This window comes from Nonomuraea insulae, from assembly GCF_042656245.1.
In genome coordinates this window covers 73,021-87,829 of the sequence record NZ_JBHSPA010000018.1, presented here as the reverse complement: position 1 = coordinate 87,829, position 14,809 = coordinate 73,021, and the positions used below count along the sequence as shown (strand labels likewise).

Here is a 14,809-nt window from a genome sequence, read left to right as displayed (position 1 = left end):
CGTTCTCCTTTATCGGTTGTCTCCGATGACGGGGGCGGTGAAGGTGTCCACGTCTACGGCCGAGCGGCCCACGACGACGCCGTCGCTGACCAGGGCGATGTGCAGTCGCCCGCTCGTCCAGCCGGCCGGCAGCCCGGCGCGCACCTCGGCGGCGGCGCTGAGCAGGAACGGCTTGGCCTCGGTCCACGGACCCCGCGAGCCGGGCTCGGAGGGGGTGGCGCCGAGGACGGGGGTCCAGGTGGTGTGCAGATGGCCGTTGACCGGCTCGTCGCCGTGGTGCGAGACGCGGACGGGCACGCTCACCTCGCCCGACTCGCTGAGCAGGTCACGGCCGGGCGCGACGGGGACGACGTCGAGGACGAGCGTGGTCGTGGCGTTCACCTCGGCCGGGTCCACCCCGGCCAGGTCCTTGGCCCGGCGCTCGAAGTCCAGCAGGCCGGCGGACTCGTGCTCGATGTCGTACAGCTCGGTGTAGACGTAGCCGGCCACGCGGTCGTGGCGGCGCAGCTCCTGGGTCTGCCAGCGCAGGTGCCAGCCGCGCTCGACGGAGGTGAAGCCGGTGCCGTACTCGCTGTTGAGGTTGGGCAGGCCGCGCAGCGGCTGGTCGGGCGTGCCGGCCAGCTTCTTGCGCACCACGAAGTCCGGGCCGAGCTTGACCGGGAAGTCGTCCTGGGTGCCGTCGAGCAGCGCGGCGACCGTCCTGCCCCAAGAGGCGGCGGACTCGTCGTAGTAGTGCCAGTCGAGCAGGTCGGTCTTGACGTGCGTCCAGCCGGAGTTGTCCACCGCGGGCCTGCTGGTGTCGAGGCTCTTGAGCAGGTCGTACGCCTGCGCCGTCGCCCGCTGCTTGGCCGGGTCGCCGGGAATGTCCCAGTCCAGGCCCCACTCCTCGTTGTACAGGCCCCAGATGACGATCGCCGGGGAGTTGCCGTCGCGCTCGACCATGGGCGCGACCTGCTCCTCGAACGCCGCCACCGAGTCGGCGGAGAAGCGGCCCGTCGCCGCGGGCTCGGCCCACACCAGCATGCCGAGCCGGTCGGCGTGGTGGACGAAGCGCGGGTCCTCCAGCTTGAGGTGCTTGCGCACCAGGTTGTAGCCCGCCGCCGCGGCCAGCTCGATGTCGCGGACCAGCGCGGCGTCGTCGGGCGCGGTGATCCCGGTACGCGGCCAGTACCCCTGGTCGAGCACCCCGCGCACGAACAGGCGGCGCCCGTTGAGGTACAGGTCCTCCCCGATCACCTCGATCCGCCGCAACCCGGTGTAGGCCGCGACCGTGTCGGCGCCGTCGGCCGAGGTCAGCGTGGCGTCCACGTGGTAGAGGTACGGGTCCTCCGGCGACCACAGCCGCGCGTCGGCCACCGGGATCTCGGTCTCGACCAGGCCGCCGGAGACCGGCAGCTCGACCGTCGTGCCCGTGCCGCGCAGAGTCAGGCGCAGCGTGCCCTCCCCTGCCACCTCCGCCTCCACCTTGATGGCGTCCAGGCCGTCGGAGGGGCGCAGCTTCAGCGCGGCCACGTACGTCGCGGGCCTGGCCTCCAGCCAGACGCTCTGCCAGATGCCCGACGACGGGGTGAAGCAGACGCCGTCGAAGTCGTCGCGCGGGATGCTGCGCTGCTTGCCGTGCGCGATCTCGCGCTTGTCCGGCGGGGCGGAGACGCGTACCACGACCTCCTGGTCGCCGTCATGGCTGACGGCGTCGGTGATGTCGGCCTCGAAGGGGGTGTAGCCGCCCCGGTGGGCGGCCACCTCGACGTCGTTCACCCAGACCGTGGCCTCGTGGTGCACGGCCCCGAAGTGCAGCACGACCCGCTGCCCCGACCAGGCGGCGGGGATGGTGAACGAGCGGCGGTACCAGGCCAGCGGCAGCCAGTGGGCCTCGACGCCCGACGCGGGGGTCTCCCAGGCGAAGGGCACCGTGATGGTCCGGTTCCAGTCCTGCTCGGTGTCGGCCCGGAAGTCCCAGTCGCCGTTCAGGCTCGACCAGGTGTGCGACCGGTCGAAGTGGGGCCGGGGGTATTCCGCACGCGGCGTCATGGTTCTCCGTTTCATGTGTTGGGGTCAGCCCTTGACGCTGCCCGCGAGGATGCCGTTGATGAAGTGGCGCTGCAGCAGGACGAAGATCACCAGCAGCGGCAACATGGCGATGCTCCCGGCGGCCAGCAACTCGCCCCACACGGTGGCGAAGTCGGCGCCGATCCGGTTGCCGGTGACGTTCTGCGCCAGCGTGGACAGAACCACCTGCAACGTCTGGTGCGCGGTGTCGTTGACGGCGACGACCGGCCAGACGAAGTCGTTGTAGATGTTCATGGTGGTCAGCACCGCCAGCGCGGCCAGTCCCGGCCTGATGACCGGCAGCACGACCTTCCAGAAGATGCCGAACTCGCCGGCCCCGTCCACCCGCCCGGCGTCGATCAGCTCGTTCGGGATGGCGGCGATCGTCTGCCGCATCCAGAAGATGCTGAACGCGTCGATGCTGTTCGGCAGGATCAGCGCCTGGTAGGTGTTCACCCAGCCCAGCGAGCTCATCTCCAGCAGCAGCGGGATGACCAGCACCAGCGTCGGCAGCATGAGCGTCAGCATCACCATGCCGAACAGCGCGTTCTTGAACGGGAAGTCGTACTTGGCGAAGGCGTAGCCGGCCAGCGGGCAGAAGAACATCGTCATCGCGCCCTTGACCACCAGCACCAGCGCCGTGTTGGCGAACCCGGTGCCGATCGGCACGTCGGCGAACATCGCCCGGTAGTTGTCCAGGGTCAGCTCGCCGATCGCGAGCGGGCTGGTGATGATCTCCGCCGCGGGTTTGAGCGAGGAGCTGACCGCCCACCAGATCGGGTACAGGAACACGATCGCGAGCAGCGCCAGCACCGCGTACTGCGCGACGCCCGGCCTGTTCTGGTTCATGAGGCCTCGTCTTTCGGGCGCAACATCCGGCCTGAGACCGCCGAGAGGCCGAAGACCAGCAGGACCAGCAGGAACGAGTTCGCCGCGCCGGTGCCCAGGTCGGAGGCGGTGATGTGGTTGTACAGGTACAGGCCCGCGGTGGTGGTGGAGCCGTACGGGCCGCCCTCGGTGACCACGAAGGGCTCGGAGAACATCTGGAAGACCGCCAGCGTCTGGATGACCACCAGGAACGACATGCTCCTGCGGACCAGCGGCACGGTGATCGACCAGAACTGGCGCCAGCGGGAGGCGCCGTCGAGGGAGGCGGCCTCGTACACGCCGCCGGGGACGGCCTGCAGGCCGGCGAGCAGGATGATGATCGCGAACCCGGTGGTCTTCCACAGGAACAGCAGCGCCAGCGTCGGCTTCGACCACGCCGTGGACGTCAGCCAGCCCACGTCGGGCAGGCCCACCAGGTTGAGCAGGTAGTTGACCAGGCCGTAGTCCTGGTCGAACACCACGATCCACACCTGCGCCATGGCCACCAGCGGGGTCACGAACGGCGCGATGAAGGCCACCCGGAAGAACCCGCGCAGCCGCAGCTTGGCGTTGGCCAGCAACACCGCGCCGCCCAGCCCGGCCACGACCTGGAGCGGCACGATCAGCAGCCACATGACGGCGCTGTTGCCGAGCGAGGCCCAGAAGTCCGGGTTGGTCAGCAGGTAGGTGTAGTTCTCCAGGCCGACCCAGCGGGCCACGCCCGCGCCGCGCCAGCGCATGAAGCTGAGCTGCAGCGCGTAGATCAGCGGATAGATCCCGAACGCGGCGAAGACCGCGAAGAACGGGGCGATGAACAGGTACGGCGACAGGCGGGTGGACCCCAGCCTGAGCCTGCGCCGCGCGTGACCACCGCCGCCCGTGAGCGTCGTCGTCATGACCGGTCGATCAGGTTGCGCTGGATCTTCTCCGCCGACTCCGAGATCACTTGGTCAGGTGACATCTTGCCTTCCATCAGGCGTTGCATGTTGTTGCCGAGGTAGTCCACCGACTGGGCCCACCACAACGGGATCGGCGCGGCGGCCGGGATGGTGGCGCCGGCCTCGACGGCGACCTTCCACAGGTCCTGGCCGCCGAGCGCCTCGATGGGCTGGAAGAGCGGCTTGGCCGGGTCGGCCGCGGGGGTGTAGCTGGGGATCGAGGTGGACAGGCCGCCGGGGTAGATGTCGTTGGGGCCGTACACGGCGGTGTAGCCGGGCTCCTTGAAGCAGAGGAACTCATACAGCAGCCAGGCCAGCTCCGGGTTCTTGGCCTTGGCGGGGATGACGAAGCTGCTGCCGCCCATCGCGCCGCTGCGCGCGCCGCCCGGCGTCCAGGCCGGCAGCGGCGCGGCCCGCCACTTGCCCTTGGTGGCCTTGAGCAACTGCTGCGGCGCGAACGACCACCAGATCGCCCACGGCACGAACACCTGCTGGCCGCTGTCGAGGGTGTTGACGTCGGCCGGCTCCAGGTAGGGGGCGTGCGTGACCAGGCCGTCCTTGACCGCGCTCTGGATCCAGGCGAAGATCCGCCGGTATTCGGGGGAGTCGAGGCGCAGCTTGCCCTGCGCGTCGGTGAGGCTCGTGCCCTGCTGGTTGGCCAGCATCTCCAGCCAGAGCTGGCTCAGGAACGGCGTCTTCTCCAGGTGGATGGGCTTGGTCTTGGGGTCCTTCTCCTTGACGGTCTGCGCCGCTTTGAGCAGGTCGTCGTACGTGGCCAGGCTCGCCGGATCGACCCCGGCGCTCTCCAGGATGTCCTCCCGGTACCAGAGCAGCCCCGGGTCCAGGTCCCACGGGACGCCGTAGATCTTGTTGTCCACGGTGTTCACCGACAGCTTGTACGCCGAGGTCTGCTCCTTGTACGGCGCGATCAGGTCGGTCAGGTCGAAGAGGTGCTCGGCCTGACCGCCGATCTTGGCGTCGTCCCAGAAGCTGCCGTCGGGCACGTCGGTGCCGCTGATCAGCGTGTTGGCGAGCTTGGCGTCGATGTCCACGGCCTGGTGGTTGACCTTGACGTTCGGGTAGGCCTGGCGGAACTTGCCGATGGCCGCGTCGAACACCTTGAACAGGTCGCCCGACCGGTTCCAGATCGTGATCTCGCCCTTGGCGGACGAGGCGGCGGCGGTGGGCTTGGCCAGTTTGCTCGGCTGCGCGGTGGTGCCGCCCGGGGCGCACGCGGCCAGTGAGCCGGTGGCGGCGAGCGCGCCGATGCCCAGGGCTCCCTTGAGAAAACCACGACGGTCTACGGAGGGTGTGGACATCTTCGACTCCTCGCCGGACGGAAAAAGGCAATGTGAGGGCTCTGCAACGATGCAGACATCATGCATACTTGCTTGCAACGATGCAAGAGGGAGTTTGGGATCTTCCCAAGACGAGCAGTCGGAGGTATAGGAGACGCATGGCCGGTCCAACCCTGCGCGACGTCGCCAAACGGGCGAACGTATCGATTCGCACCGTTTCCAACGTCGTCAACGGATACGCGCCCGTCTCCGACGAGCTTCGTGCCCGGGTTCAGGCCGTCCTGGACGAGCTCGACTACCGTCCGAACCTCATCGCCCGCAACCTCAAGCAGGGACGCACGGGGATGATCGCCCTCGTGGTGCCGGAACTGGACGTGCCGTACTTCGCCGAGCTGGCCCGCGAGGTGATCACGGCCGCCCGCGCGCACGGCTACGTGGTCATGATCGACCAGACCGACGGCGACGGGGACCGGGAGCGCGAGCTGCTCGGCCGGGACTCGCGGGCCACCATGTTCGACGGCCTCCTGCTCAGCCCCCTGTCGATCACCGCCGACGAGCTGCGCGGGCGGGCCAACCGGATCCCGATCGTGCTGCTCGGCGAGCACATCTTCAACGGCAACTTCCCCCACGTGGCCATCGACAACGTGGCCGCCGCCCGCGACGCCACCGCCCACCTGCTCGCCCTGGGCCGCCGCCGCGTGGCCGCCATCGGCGACCAGCAGTACGCGACCGGCGAGACCGCCCAGCTCCGCACCGCCGGCTACCGCCAGGCGCACACCCGCGCCGGGCTGGAGCCGGACGAGTCACTGATCGTCCCCACCGCGCACTTCCACCGCCGGCTGGGCGCCGAGGCCATGGAACACCTGCTCGCCCTGCCCGAGCCGCCCGACGCCGTCTTCTGCTACAACGACCTGCTCGCCCTGGGCGCGATCCGGGCCCTGACCAGGGCGGGCCGCCGCATCCCCGACGACGTCGCGGTGGTCGGGCTGGACGACATCGAGGAGGGCCTGTACAGCACGCCCAGCCTGACCACGGTCGCCCCCGACAAGGGGGAGCTGGCCCGTACGGCGGTGGACACGTTGCTGGAGTCGATCAGGGCCAACACCCCGGCCCCGCCGCCGGAGATCGTGGTGCCGCACCGGCTGATCGTCAGGGAGAGCACGGCCGGGGAAGGTCATTAGCGCTGGCACCACCCCCGATTCTCGCCACAGCACCCGTGCCCGCCCGTCCTGGCGCGACTTGGATGGCCGGTATGACGAATTCGGTTCCCGGACGCTGGGTGGAGGGCGCCGGGCTGGTGCTCGGTCCGCCGCTGCTCCTCGCCGGCGTGCTCACGAGGATCGGCGAGGACGACTTCTTCCCCGGCCAGCTCGCCGCCTACGCCGCTCATCCCGGGCGGATGGTGTTGTCCTACAGCCTGTACGCGGCCGGGGTGGTGTTGTTGTGGCCCGGCGTGACCGCGCTGGCCCGGCTGATCGGCTCCTCCTGGGGTCAGTGGGGGCTCGCGCTGGTGGTGCTGGGCCTGTTCGGGAGGGTGTTCCACGCCGGGGTGAGCCATCTGGCGTTCCAGCTCGTGGACGCGCTCGGGCTGGAGGAGGCGCAGCGGGTGGTGGCCGGGACGTACGGCGCCTTCCACGTGTTCAAGGCGGCCAACGTGGGCATCATGGGCGGCTGGATCGTGCTGGCCGTCGGCGCCTACCGGGCCAGGGTGCTGGGCCTGGTCCGGTGCGTGGCGCTGGGGCTGGCGGCGGGGCTGCCGCTGGGCGTGCTGAAGGGCAGCAGCGATCCGATCTCGCTGGTCGCTCTGGCCGGGCTCGCCGTCGCGCTGGTGCCGCTGGGCCTGTCCGTGCTGAAGGAGGGGCCCGCGCCCCGGTGGTGGGCGGTGGGGCTGGCCGTCGCGTTCGTCCCCGTCGCGTTCCTCCTGGGCCTGACGGGCTGATCGCCGCCGTACCTACCGGGCACGGAGCTCAGCTGGAGCGTCCCCCTGGGATCGGACGGGTGAGGGCGCGTTTGAGGATCTTGCCCGTGGGGCTCATCGGCAGCTCGTCCACGAAGGACAGGTGGCGGGGATACTTGTAGGCGGCCACCCGCTCCCGTACGAAGTCGCGCAGGTCCTCGCAGGTCACCGGCGCGCGCAGGGACACCACGGCCTCGATCTCCTCGCCCAGCTCCGGGTGCGGCACGCCGAGCACGGCCGCCTGCCGGACCGCCGGATGCTCGTACAGGACCTCCTCCACCTCGCGCGGATAGACCGTGTAGCCGCCCCGGATGATCACGTCGCGGCGGCGGTCCACCAGGAAGAAGTAGCCGTCCTCGTCCACCCGGCCGAGGTCGCCGGTGTGGAACCAGCCGTCGCGGACGGCCTCCGCCGTGGCGCCGGGGTTGTTCCAGTAGCCCTTCATGACGTTGGGGCCGCGGACCACGACCTCGCCGATCGCGCCGGTGGGCATCTCGCGCCCGTCGTCGCCGATGACCTTCATCTCGACGTCCCTGATGGGCCAGCCGATCGAGCCGGCCCTGCGGTGCTCGCCGCCCCGGTTGGTCGCGGAGACGGGGGAGGTCTCGCTGAGCCCGTACCCTTCGACGATCTCGCAGCCGAACCTGGCCTCGTACGCGCGCAGCACGTCCAGCGGCAGCGCCGCCCCGCCCGAGGCGCAGACCCGCAACATCGACATGTCCGAGGCGCCAGGATGGTCGAGCAGCGCGATGAACATGGTCGGCACGCCCTGGAAGACCGTCACCCCGTCGCGCCTGATCACCTCCAGCGCCCGCCCGGCCTCGAAGCGGCGCAGCAGCGTCAGCCGCGCGCCCGCGTGCACGGTCGCGTTGAGCGAGCACGTCTGGCCGAAGGTGTGGTAGAGCGGCAGCGCGCCGAGCACCACGTCGTCCACGCCGAGCGCGTGCATGCGGGCCACGGTGGCGGCGTTGCCGCCCAGGTTCCCGTGGGTCAGCTCGATGCCCTTCGGCCGGCCGGTGGTGCCGGAGGTGTAGTGGATGACCGCGGTGTCGTCGGCCGCCATGGAGGCGATCTCGCGTTCGGCCGCCACGCCGCGCAGCAGCCGGCGGAACTCGCCCGGCACCACGAAGAAGCAGTCGGTCTTCGTGCCCGCCGAGCCCGCCTCCGCCGTCTCGGCGAAGGCGTGCCAGGCGATGAGCAGCCGCGCGCCGCAGTCCCCCAGGTACGCGGCGATCTCCCGCCGCTTCAGCAGCGGATCCAACGGCACCACCACGGCCCCGGCCCGCAACACCCCGTAGTAGACGACGCCGAACTCGGGCACGTTCGGCAACATGATCGCCACCCGGTCGCCCACGCCGATCCCGCGGCCGCGCAGCAGGCCCGCGAGCCTGGCGCTCAGCTCCTCGAGCGTCCCGTAGGTGAGCTCCGCCTCGTCCAGCGTGAGAACCGCTCTGCCGCCCAGCCGGTCGGCGGCGGTGTGGAGCCGGTCAACGAGGTTCATGGAAAGACCGTACGTCCGCTCTCCCACGCCCCTCATTGGTCGCGGTGCCCAGTCTTTCCCGCCCCGCGTTGGTCGGAAGGGCGTCATGTAGGGCGATCGCGACAAGAAGCTCGACGAGGTCGTTGATCGAGCGCAGGCTCCGCCCCGTGCGCTCCTGGATCCTGCGCATCCGGTATTGGGCGGTGTTGGGGTGGATCTGGAGGCGTTCGGCGGCGGCCCGCAGGTTCAGGTCGGCCGCGGCGAACGCCCTGATCGTGGCCGTCAGCACGCCGCCGCGCGCCCGGTCCTCCGACAGCAGCGCCGCGATGCGCGGGTCCACCAGGTGGCGGGCGGTGTCGTCGGCCTTCAGCGCCAGATATTGGAACGGCGTGATCCTGGGCAGCGCCGCCACCCCGCCCTCCTCTGGCACGAAGTCCAGCACGGCCCTGGCCTCCTGGTAGGCCTGCGGGATCTGCGCGGGACCCGCCGACACCGTGCTGATGCCCATGGCCAGCCTGATCCCCTCGCCGGCCAGGCTCTCCAGCACCGCCTGCAGCCGGTCGCACAGATCCTCTGGGCCGGTGCCGAGGCCGAGCACGGGGATGGCCACGATCTCCGACTGACGCACGACCGACAGCGTACGCGTGCCGTTCCCGCCGGTCCTCGCGATGGCCGCGCAGGCGGCGTGCCGCGCGTCGGCGCCCCGGTCGGGGCCGGTGGTCACGGAGGTGGGCGGCCCGGCGAGCACCGCGATCACCACCAGCAGCGGCGCCCGCGCGTCGGGTGCCAGGCCGTGCGCCTGCGCCGCGGCCAGCTCCCTGCCCCGCGTCGGCGCCCCGCCGGCCAGCAACGTCTCCAGAAGGTCCCGGCTCTCCCGTACGGCCTCCGCCGCCGCGTACTGCTGGAACTCCATGTACGCGTTCGCCGCGTGCGTGCTGGCGAAGTCGCAGTAGCGCATCAACTGCGCCGCCAGTGACAACGCCGCCTCGCGGCCCGCGTACGTGTGCCCCGCCCGCTCGACCACGGCCTCCCAGAACACCTGCTGCCCCACCCGGAAGGCGTTGATGTAGTCGGCCAGCGCCACCCCCGCCCTGGCCCGGCGCATCGCCGCGCGCCGGGTGAAGGTGATGTCCTCCAGGGTCACCGTGCGCTCCTCCAGCAGCACGCCCAGCTTGGCCCGGTAGTGCTTGACCACCTGGTCGAGCACGTCGGCGTGGAAGGCGGGGCCCTGCGCCTCGTAGGCGGGGATCTCCTCGCGCATCGTCATGAGGGCGACGTCCGCCAACTCCTGGAGGTCGCTGAGCAACTCGGAAAGTATGCGTGTGCGTTCCGCGCGTACGGCGGCTTCCACGGTACTCGAACCTGTGGACATGCCGGGGATGATCCATGCCCTGGGCCGGGCGGTCAACGGGTCGTAACCGGTCCGAGACCCACGCTGTGCTCAGAGGACAACTCGCCTGAAACATCTTGGGTCACCGTGCCCAATGCGGCCCCTGACGAGCGGCTCCTACGCTGAGGCCAACATCAGAACATTGTTCTCCAGGAGGCGCCGGATGCTGGAGGTGCACGATCTTACCGTTCGCTTCGGCGGCATCACCGCGCTGGACAGCGTGGGATTCGAGGTGTCGGGCGGTGAGATGGTGGGACTCATCGGGCCGAACGGCGCCGGCAAGACCACCCTGTTCAACTGCCTGACCAGGCGCTACGACGCGGGCTCAGGGACGATCGCGTACGAGGGCAAGGACCTCACCGCCGTGCCGCCGCACGCCATCGCGGGGCTCGGCATCGCCAGGACGTTCCAGAACCTGGGCCTGTTCCCACGCCTGTCGGTGCGCGACAACGTACTGGTCGGCGCGCATCACCGGGGCCGCGCCGGCTTCGTGTCCGCCGGGTTGCGCCTGCCCGGGGTACGCCGCGAGGAACGTTCGCTGCGTGCGGACGCCGACGCCGTGCTGGACCGGCTCGGCCTGACCGGCGTGGCCGGACACCCGGCGATCGGCCTGCCGTTCGGCACCCTGAAACGGGTCGAACTGGCCCGCGCGCTCATCGGCCGCCCCCGGTTGTTGCTGCTCGACGAGCCGGTGAACGGGCTGAACTCGGGCGAGGTGGAGGAGTTCGCGGGCACGCTCGGGGCCATCCGCGAGGAGTACGAGCTGACGGTGGTCGTGGTCGAGCACCACATGGGGTTCGTCATGGGGATCTGCGAGCGCATCGTGTGCCTGGACTTCGGCCGCAAGATCGCCGAAGGCTCGCCGGAAGAGATCCAGCGCGACCCCGCCGTGATCGAGGCTTACCTGGGGACTGCGGCATGACCGACCTTGTGGTGGAAGACCTGGTCGCCGGTTACGGGGACGCGCGCGTGCTGCACGGCGTGCGCTTCACCGTGCGCGAGGGTGAGGTCTGCGCGATACTCGGGCCCAACGGCGCGGGCAAGACGACGCTGCTCCGGGCGTTGTCCGGCATGGTCAAGGCGCGCGGCAGGATCACGCTCGGCGGCACGGACCTCATCGGCCGCTCGCCCGACACGATCGCCAGGCAGGGCGTCGCGCACGTGCCCGAGGGCCGCGGCACGTTCATGCCGCTGACCGTCGAGGAGAACCTCCGGCTGGGCGCGTTCGTCCGGCGTGGCCGGGCGGCCGTCGAGGAGGACCTCGGCCGCATCTACACCTACTTCCCGGTCCTGAAGGACCGGCTCAAGCAGGCCGCGGGCAGCCTCAGCGGCGGCGAGCAGCAGATGCTGGCCCTCGGCCGGGCCCTCATGCTGCGCCCCCGGCTGCTGCTGCTCGACGAGCCGTCGCTCGGCCTGGCCCCGCTGGTCACCCGGGAGCTGTTCCGCATCGTCCAGGCCATCAACGCAGAGGAACGGACCACTGTGGTCGTCGTCGAACAGAACGCCCATCTCGCCCTCGGCATCGCCCAGCAGGCGCACGTCCTGGAGACCGGGCGGATCGTGTTGTCGGGCACGGCCGAGGACATCAGGGCCGACGAACAGGTCGCGCAGTCCTACCTCGGGTACCGGGTGTAGCCGATGGCCGGATTCCTGCAACAGATCGTCGAGGGGCTCGGCGCGGGCGCCATCTACGCCAGCCTGGCGCTGGCCCTGGTGCTGATCTACCAGTTCACCGGGATCGTGAACTTCGCCCAGGGCGAGCTGGCCATGTTCGCCACGTACATCGCCTGGCAGTGCATGGCCGCCGGGCTGCCGTTCTGGGCGGCGCTGGCGGTGACGCTGGTGGTGTCGTTCGCGGGCGGGATGCTCATCGAACGGGTGATCATCAGGCCGGTCGAGGGCGCTCCCGAGCTGACCATCGTGATCGTCACCGTCGGGCTGTTCATCTTCGTCAACGCGGCGGCCGGGTGGATCTGGACGTTCCTCATCAAGGACTTCCCGAACCCGTTCCCCGGCGGCGCCCTGGAGGCGGCCGGGGTCAGCGTCAGCTTCTCCACGCTCGGCGTGTTCGGCGTGGTGGCGCTGATCATGGGGCTGCTGTACCTGCTCTTCCAGTACACCAAGGTCGGCCTCGGCATGCGGGCGGTGGCCGCCAACCCCGCCTCGGCGAAGCTGGTCGGCATCCGCGTGGGCCGCACGCTCGCGCTCGGCTGGGGCCTGGCCGCCACCGTGGGCGCGGTGTCCGGGGTGCTGGTGGCGCCGCTGCTGTTCCTGGAGCCGAACATGATGGGCGGCGTCCTCATCTACGCCTTCGCCGCCGCCACGCTCGGCGGGTTCGACAGCCCCTTGGGCGCGGTCGTCGGCGGGCTCATCGTGGGCGTCGCGGAGACGCTCGCCGGGGCCTACGTCGGGTTCGTCGGGTCCGACCTCAAGGTGGGGGTGCCGCTGGTGATCATTCTTGGCGTTCTGCTGCTGCGGCCTCAGGGCCTGTTCGGGCGAGCGGTGGTGGAGCGGGCATGAGCGGTTCCACGCAGGCCGGCCGCCTCGGACAGGTGCGGACGGCGCTCACCCTCCGGTGGCGGTGGGCCTGGCCGGCCCTGGTGCTGGCCGCCGCCGTCTACGCGCCCTTCCAGCTCGCCCCCTTCCACGTCTTCCAGCTCACGATGGTGCTGGTGTACGCGGTGGCGCTGCTCGGGCTCAACCTCCTCGTCGGGCACGCCGGGCAGATCTCGCTCGGCCACGGCGCCTTCTTCGCCGTCGGGGCCTACTCGGGGGCCATCCTCCTCGACCGGTGGGAGTTGCCGTACCTCCTCACCCTGCCCATCGCGGCGGCGGTGGCGTTCGGACTCGGGCTGGTCCTGGGTGTGCCGGCGATGCGGTTGCGCGGCCTGTACCTGGCGCTCGTGACGCTCGCCATCGCGATCTTCCTCGTGCCGCTGCTCAAGCGGTTCGAGGCGCTGACCGGCGGCTCCATGGGTCTCACGCTGGCCAAACCCGCGCCACCCGCGTGGAGCGGCCTGGCCGAGGACCAGTGGTTGTACTTCCTCACCCTGGCCACCGCCGTCGTCGCGTTCCTGCTGGCTGCCAGCCTCCTGCGCTCCCGCGTCGGGCGGGCGCTGCACGCCCTCAGGGACAACGAGACGGCGGCCGAGGTCATGGGCGTGCGGCTGTCGTTCTACAAGACGCTCGCGTTCGCCTGGAGCGCCATGTTCGCCGGCGCCGCGGGCTGCGTCTACACGTGGGTGATCGGGTTCGTGTCGCCTGACTCGTTCACGGTGAACCTGTCGATCACCCTGCTGGCCGGCCTGGTCGTCGGGGGGCTCGGCTCGTTGTCAGGCCCCGTGCTCGGCGGGCTGTTCGTGATGTTCGTGCCGAACATCTCGCAGGACGTCAACGACGCCGCGCCCGGCGTCATCTTCGGCCTGCTGATCATCGCGGTGATGTACGTGGCCCCGACGGGGCTGGCCGGGCTGGCCGGCCGCTTGATCAAGAAGATTCCCCGGAAGGAGTAAGAGATGCGAGTTTCTGCGATCGGCTGCACAGCGCTGCTCCTGCTTGCCGTCGCCGCCTGTGGGGGGCGGTCAGAAGAGGGAGCCACCGGAGGTGCTACGGCCGCGTCGGGTCAGTGCCAGGGGCAGCAGACCACCGGCATCACCGACAAAAGCATCAAACTGGGCGGCATCTACCCACTGTCCGGCCCCGCCTCCGCCTACGGGGACATCCCCAAGGGCATCAAGGCGTACTTCGACTACATCAACGCCGAGAAGAACGGCATCGGCGGGCGCAAGGTCGAGTTCGTCGTCCGCGACGACGGCTACCAGCCGCCCAAGGCCGTGGAGGAGGCCCGCAGACTGGTCGAGCAGGAGCAGGTCTTCGCCCTGTTCCAGACGCTCGGCACCCCCTCGACCTCCGCCACCTGGGACTACACCAACCAGCGCAAGGTCCCGCAGGTCTTCGTCGCCACCGGCGCCTCGAAGTGGGGCACCGACGCCGCGCACCCGTGGACCATCGGCTGGCAGCCCAACTACATCTCCGAGGCCCGCGTCTACGCCGCGTACCTGAAGAAGGAGAAGCCCGAGGCCACGGTCGCCGTCCTCTACCAGAACGACGACTTCGGCAAGGACCTGCTGGGCGGGTTCAAGCGGGCGCTGGAGGGCACCCAGATCAAGGTCGCGGCCGAGCAGAGCTACGAGGTCACCGACCCCAGCATCGACCCGCAGATGCGCAACCTCGCCGAGTCGAAGGCCGAGGTCTTCCTCAACATCACCACGCCCAAGTTCGGCTCCCAGGCGCTGGCGGCCGACGCCAAGAACACCAAGTGGAACCCGCTGCACATCGTCAACAACGTCGCCGCCTCGATCACCGTGCTCAAGCCGGTCGGCTTCGAGAACGTGCAGGGCGTCCTGTCCGCCACCTACTACAAGGACCCGAACGACCCCACCTGGGCGAGCGATCCGGAGATGGTGCTGTACAAGGAGAAGATGAAGCAGTACGCGCCTCAGTCCGACCCGAACGTGCCCTACAACACCTTCGGATGGGCGGTGGCCAGCAGCTTCCACAAGGCCATGGACGCGGCCGCGTGCCCGACCCGCGAGGGGCTGCGGGACTCCGTACGCAACCTCAAGGGGGTCAAGGTGGACATGTTGCTGCCTGGGGTGATGATGGACACGGCGCAGGGGGACGGGTTCCCGATCGAGTCGATGCAGCTCATGACGTTCAAGGGGGAGCGGTGGGAGCTGATGGGTGACGTGATCGACACCCGGAAGGAGTTCGGGCCGCTGACGGGCTGACCTCTCACGCTCTGGATGCCGCCTGCCGCCTGCCGCCTGC

At 70.1% G+C, this 14,809-nt stretch carries 13 protein-coding genes; 7 read left to right on the top strand and 6 right to left on the bottom strand.

The window, feature by feature from the left end:
- Positions 1-9 precede the first annotated feature (9 nt).
- The 4 genes from ACFPZ3_RS14945 to ACFPZ3_RS14930 are packed head-to-tail and all read right to left on the bottom strand — an operon-like array spanning position 10 to position 5,173.
- Complete coding sequence (locus ACFPZ3_RS14945) at positions 10-2,031, bottom strand: glycoside hydrolase family 2 protein (protein WP_379514680.1); 2,022 nt, start codon at positions 2,029-2,031, stop codon at positions 10-12.
- A gap of 24 nt (positions 2,032-2,055) precedes the next feature.
- On the bottom strand, positions 2,056-2,898 hold the full coding sequence (locus ACFPZ3_RS14940) for a carbohydrate ABC transporter permease (protein WP_379514679.1): 843 nt from the start codon (positions 2,896-2,898) through the stop codon (positions 2,056-2,058).
- Complete coding sequence (locus ACFPZ3_RS14935; protein ID WP_379514678.1) at positions 2,895-3,812, bottom strand: carbohydrate ABC transporter permease; 918 nt, start codon at positions 3,810-3,812, stop codon at positions 2,895-2,897. The genes ACFPZ3_RS14940 and ACFPZ3_RS14935 overlap by 4 nt, the downstream gene beginning before the upstream one ends.
- Entirely contained in the window at positions 3,809-5,173 is a 1,365-nt protein-coding gene (locus tag ACFPZ3_RS14930) for an ABC transporter substrate-binding protein (RefSeq protein WP_379514677.1), read from the bottom strand. The genes ACFPZ3_RS14935 and ACFPZ3_RS14930 overlap by 4 nt, the downstream gene beginning before the upstream one ends.
- 137 nt (positions 5,174-5,310) lie before the next feature.
- Here ACFPZ3_RS14930 and ACFPZ3_RS14925 point away from each other — a divergent pair, with 137 nt between their 5' ends.
- Both ACFPZ3_RS14925 and ACFPZ3_RS14920 read left to right on the top strand, forming a co-directional pair.
- Positions 5,311-6,333, top strand: a complete 1,023-nt coding sequence (locus ACFPZ3_RS14925) for a LacI family DNA-binding transcriptional regulator (protein WP_379514676.1) — start codon at positions 5,311-5,313, stop codon at positions 6,331-6,333.
- A 71-nt stretch (positions 6,334-6,404) separates the two neighbouring features.
- Positions 6,405-7,091: a hypothetical protein gene (locus ACFPZ3_RS14920; protein WP_379514675.1), complete on the top strand. Its 687-nt coding sequence runs from the start codon at positions 6,405-6,407 to the stop codon at positions 7,089-7,091.
- A gap of 28 nt (positions 7,092-7,119) precedes the next feature.
- Here the strand turns inward: ACFPZ3_RS14920 and ACFPZ3_RS14915 are convergent, their stop codons facing one another.
- Positions 7,120-8,610, bottom strand: coding sequence for a long-chain-fatty-acid--CoA ligase (locus tag ACFPZ3_RS14915; RefSeq protein ID WP_379514674.1), 1,491 nt, complete (start codon positions 8,608-8,610; stop codon positions 7,120-7,122).
- Complete coding sequence (locus ACFPZ3_RS14910; protein WP_379514673.1) at positions 8,597-9,961, bottom strand: PucR family transcriptional regulator; 1,365 nt, start codon at positions 9,959-9,961, stop codon at positions 8,597-8,599. Before ACFPZ3_RS14910 ends, ACFPZ3_RS14915 begins: the two co-directional genes overlap by 14 nt.
- Positions 9,962-10,142: 181 nt before the next feature.
- On the opposite strand from ACFPZ3_RS14910, the gene ACFPZ3_RS14905 reads away from it, so the two are divergent.
- Genes ACFPZ3_RS14905 through ACFPZ3_RS14885 form a run of 5 tightly spaced genes read left to right on the top strand, consistent with a single transcriptional unit; the run spans position 10,143 to position 14,769 of the window.
- Positions 10,143-10,901, top strand: coding sequence for an ABC transporter ATP-binding protein (locus tag ACFPZ3_RS14905; RefSeq protein ID WP_379514672.1), 759 nt, complete (start codon positions 10,143-10,145; stop codon positions 10,899-10,901).
- Entirely contained in the window at positions 10,898-11,614 is a 717-nt protein-coding gene (locus tag ACFPZ3_RS14900; protein WP_379514671.1) for an ABC transporter ATP-binding protein, read from the top strand. The genes ACFPZ3_RS14905 and ACFPZ3_RS14900 overlap by 4 nt, the downstream gene beginning before the upstream one ends.
- A gap of 3 nt (positions 11,615-11,617) precedes the next feature.
- Entirely contained in the window at positions 11,618-12,499 is an 882-nt protein-coding gene (locus tag ACFPZ3_RS14895) for a branched-chain amino acid ABC transporter permease (protein WP_379514670.1), read from the top strand.
- A complete protein-coding gene (locus ACFPZ3_RS14890; RefSeq protein ID WP_379514669.1) occupies positions 12,496-13,491 on the top strand; it encodes a branched-chain amino acid ABC transporter permease in 996 nt (331 codons plus the stop codon). Before ACFPZ3_RS14895 ends, ACFPZ3_RS14890 begins: the two co-directional genes overlap by 4 nt.
- A 3-nt stretch (positions 13,492-13,494) precedes the next feature.
- Positions 13,495-14,769 (top strand): ABC transporter substrate-binding protein, encoded by a 1,275-nt coding sequence (locus ACFPZ3_RS14885; protein ID WP_379514668.1) that lies wholly within the window; start codon positions 13,495-13,497, stop codon positions 14,767-14,769.
- Positions 14,770-14,809: the final 40 nt, after the last annotated feature.

What these genes read in the sequence shown, in the direction of transcription:
- ACFPZ3_RS14915 (WP_379514674.1), bottom strand. Translation starts at nt 8,610, where the DNA reads ATGAACCTCGTTGACCGGCTCCACACCGCCGCCGACCGGCTGGGCGGC.
- ACFPZ3_RS14900 (WP_379514671.1), top strand. Translation starts at nt 10,898, where the DNA reads ATGACCGACCTTGTGGTGGAAGACCTGGTCGCCGGTTACGGGGACGCG.
- ACFPZ3_RS14940 (WP_379514679.1), bottom strand. Translation starts at nt 2,898, where the DNA reads ATGAACCAGAACAGGCCGGGCGTCGCGCAGTACGCGGTGCTGGCGCTG.
- ACFPZ3_RS14895 (WP_379514670.1), top strand. Translation starts at nt 11,618, where the DNA reads ATGGCCGGATTCCTGCAACAGATCGTCGAGGGGCTCGGCGCGGGCGCC.
- ACFPZ3_RS14910 (WP_379514673.1), bottom strand. Translation starts at nt 9,961, where the DNA reads ATGTCCACAGGTTCGAGTACCGTGGAAGCCGCCGTACGCGCGGAACGC.
- ACFPZ3_RS14905 (WP_379514672.1), top strand. Translation starts at nt 10,143, where the DNA reads ATGCTGGAGGTGCACGATCTTACCGTTCGCTTCGGCGGCATCACCGCG.
- ACFPZ3_RS14935 (WP_379514678.1), bottom strand. Translation starts at nt 3,812, where the DNA reads ATGACGACGACGCTCACGGGCGGCGGTGGTCACGCGCGGCGCAGGCTC.
- ACFPZ3_RS14890 (WP_379514669.1), top strand. Translation starts at nt 12,496, where the DNA reads ATGAGCGGTTCCACGCAGGCCGGCCGCCTCGGACAGGTGCGGACGGCG.
- ACFPZ3_RS14925 (WP_379514676.1), top strand. Translation starts at nt 5,311, where the DNA reads ATGGCCGGTCCAACCCTGCGCGACGTCGCCAAACGGGCGAACGTATCG.
- ACFPZ3_RS14930 (WP_379514677.1), bottom strand. Translation starts at nt 5,173, where the DNA reads ATGTCCACACCCTCCGTAGACCGTCGTGGTTTTCTCAAGGGAGCCCTG.
- ACFPZ3_RS14920 (WP_379514675.1), top strand. Translation starts at nt 6,405, where the DNA reads ATGACGAATTCGGTTCCCGGACGCTGGGTGGAGGGCGCCGGGCTGGTG.
- ACFPZ3_RS14885 (WP_379514668.1), top strand. Translation starts at nt 13,495, where the DNA reads ATGCGAGTTTCTGCGATCGGCTGCACAGCGCTGCTCCTGCTTGCCGTC.
- ACFPZ3_RS14945 (WP_379514680.1), bottom strand. Translation starts at nt 2,031, where the DNA reads ATGACGCCGCGTGCGGAATACCCCCGGCCCCACTTCGACCGGTCGCAC.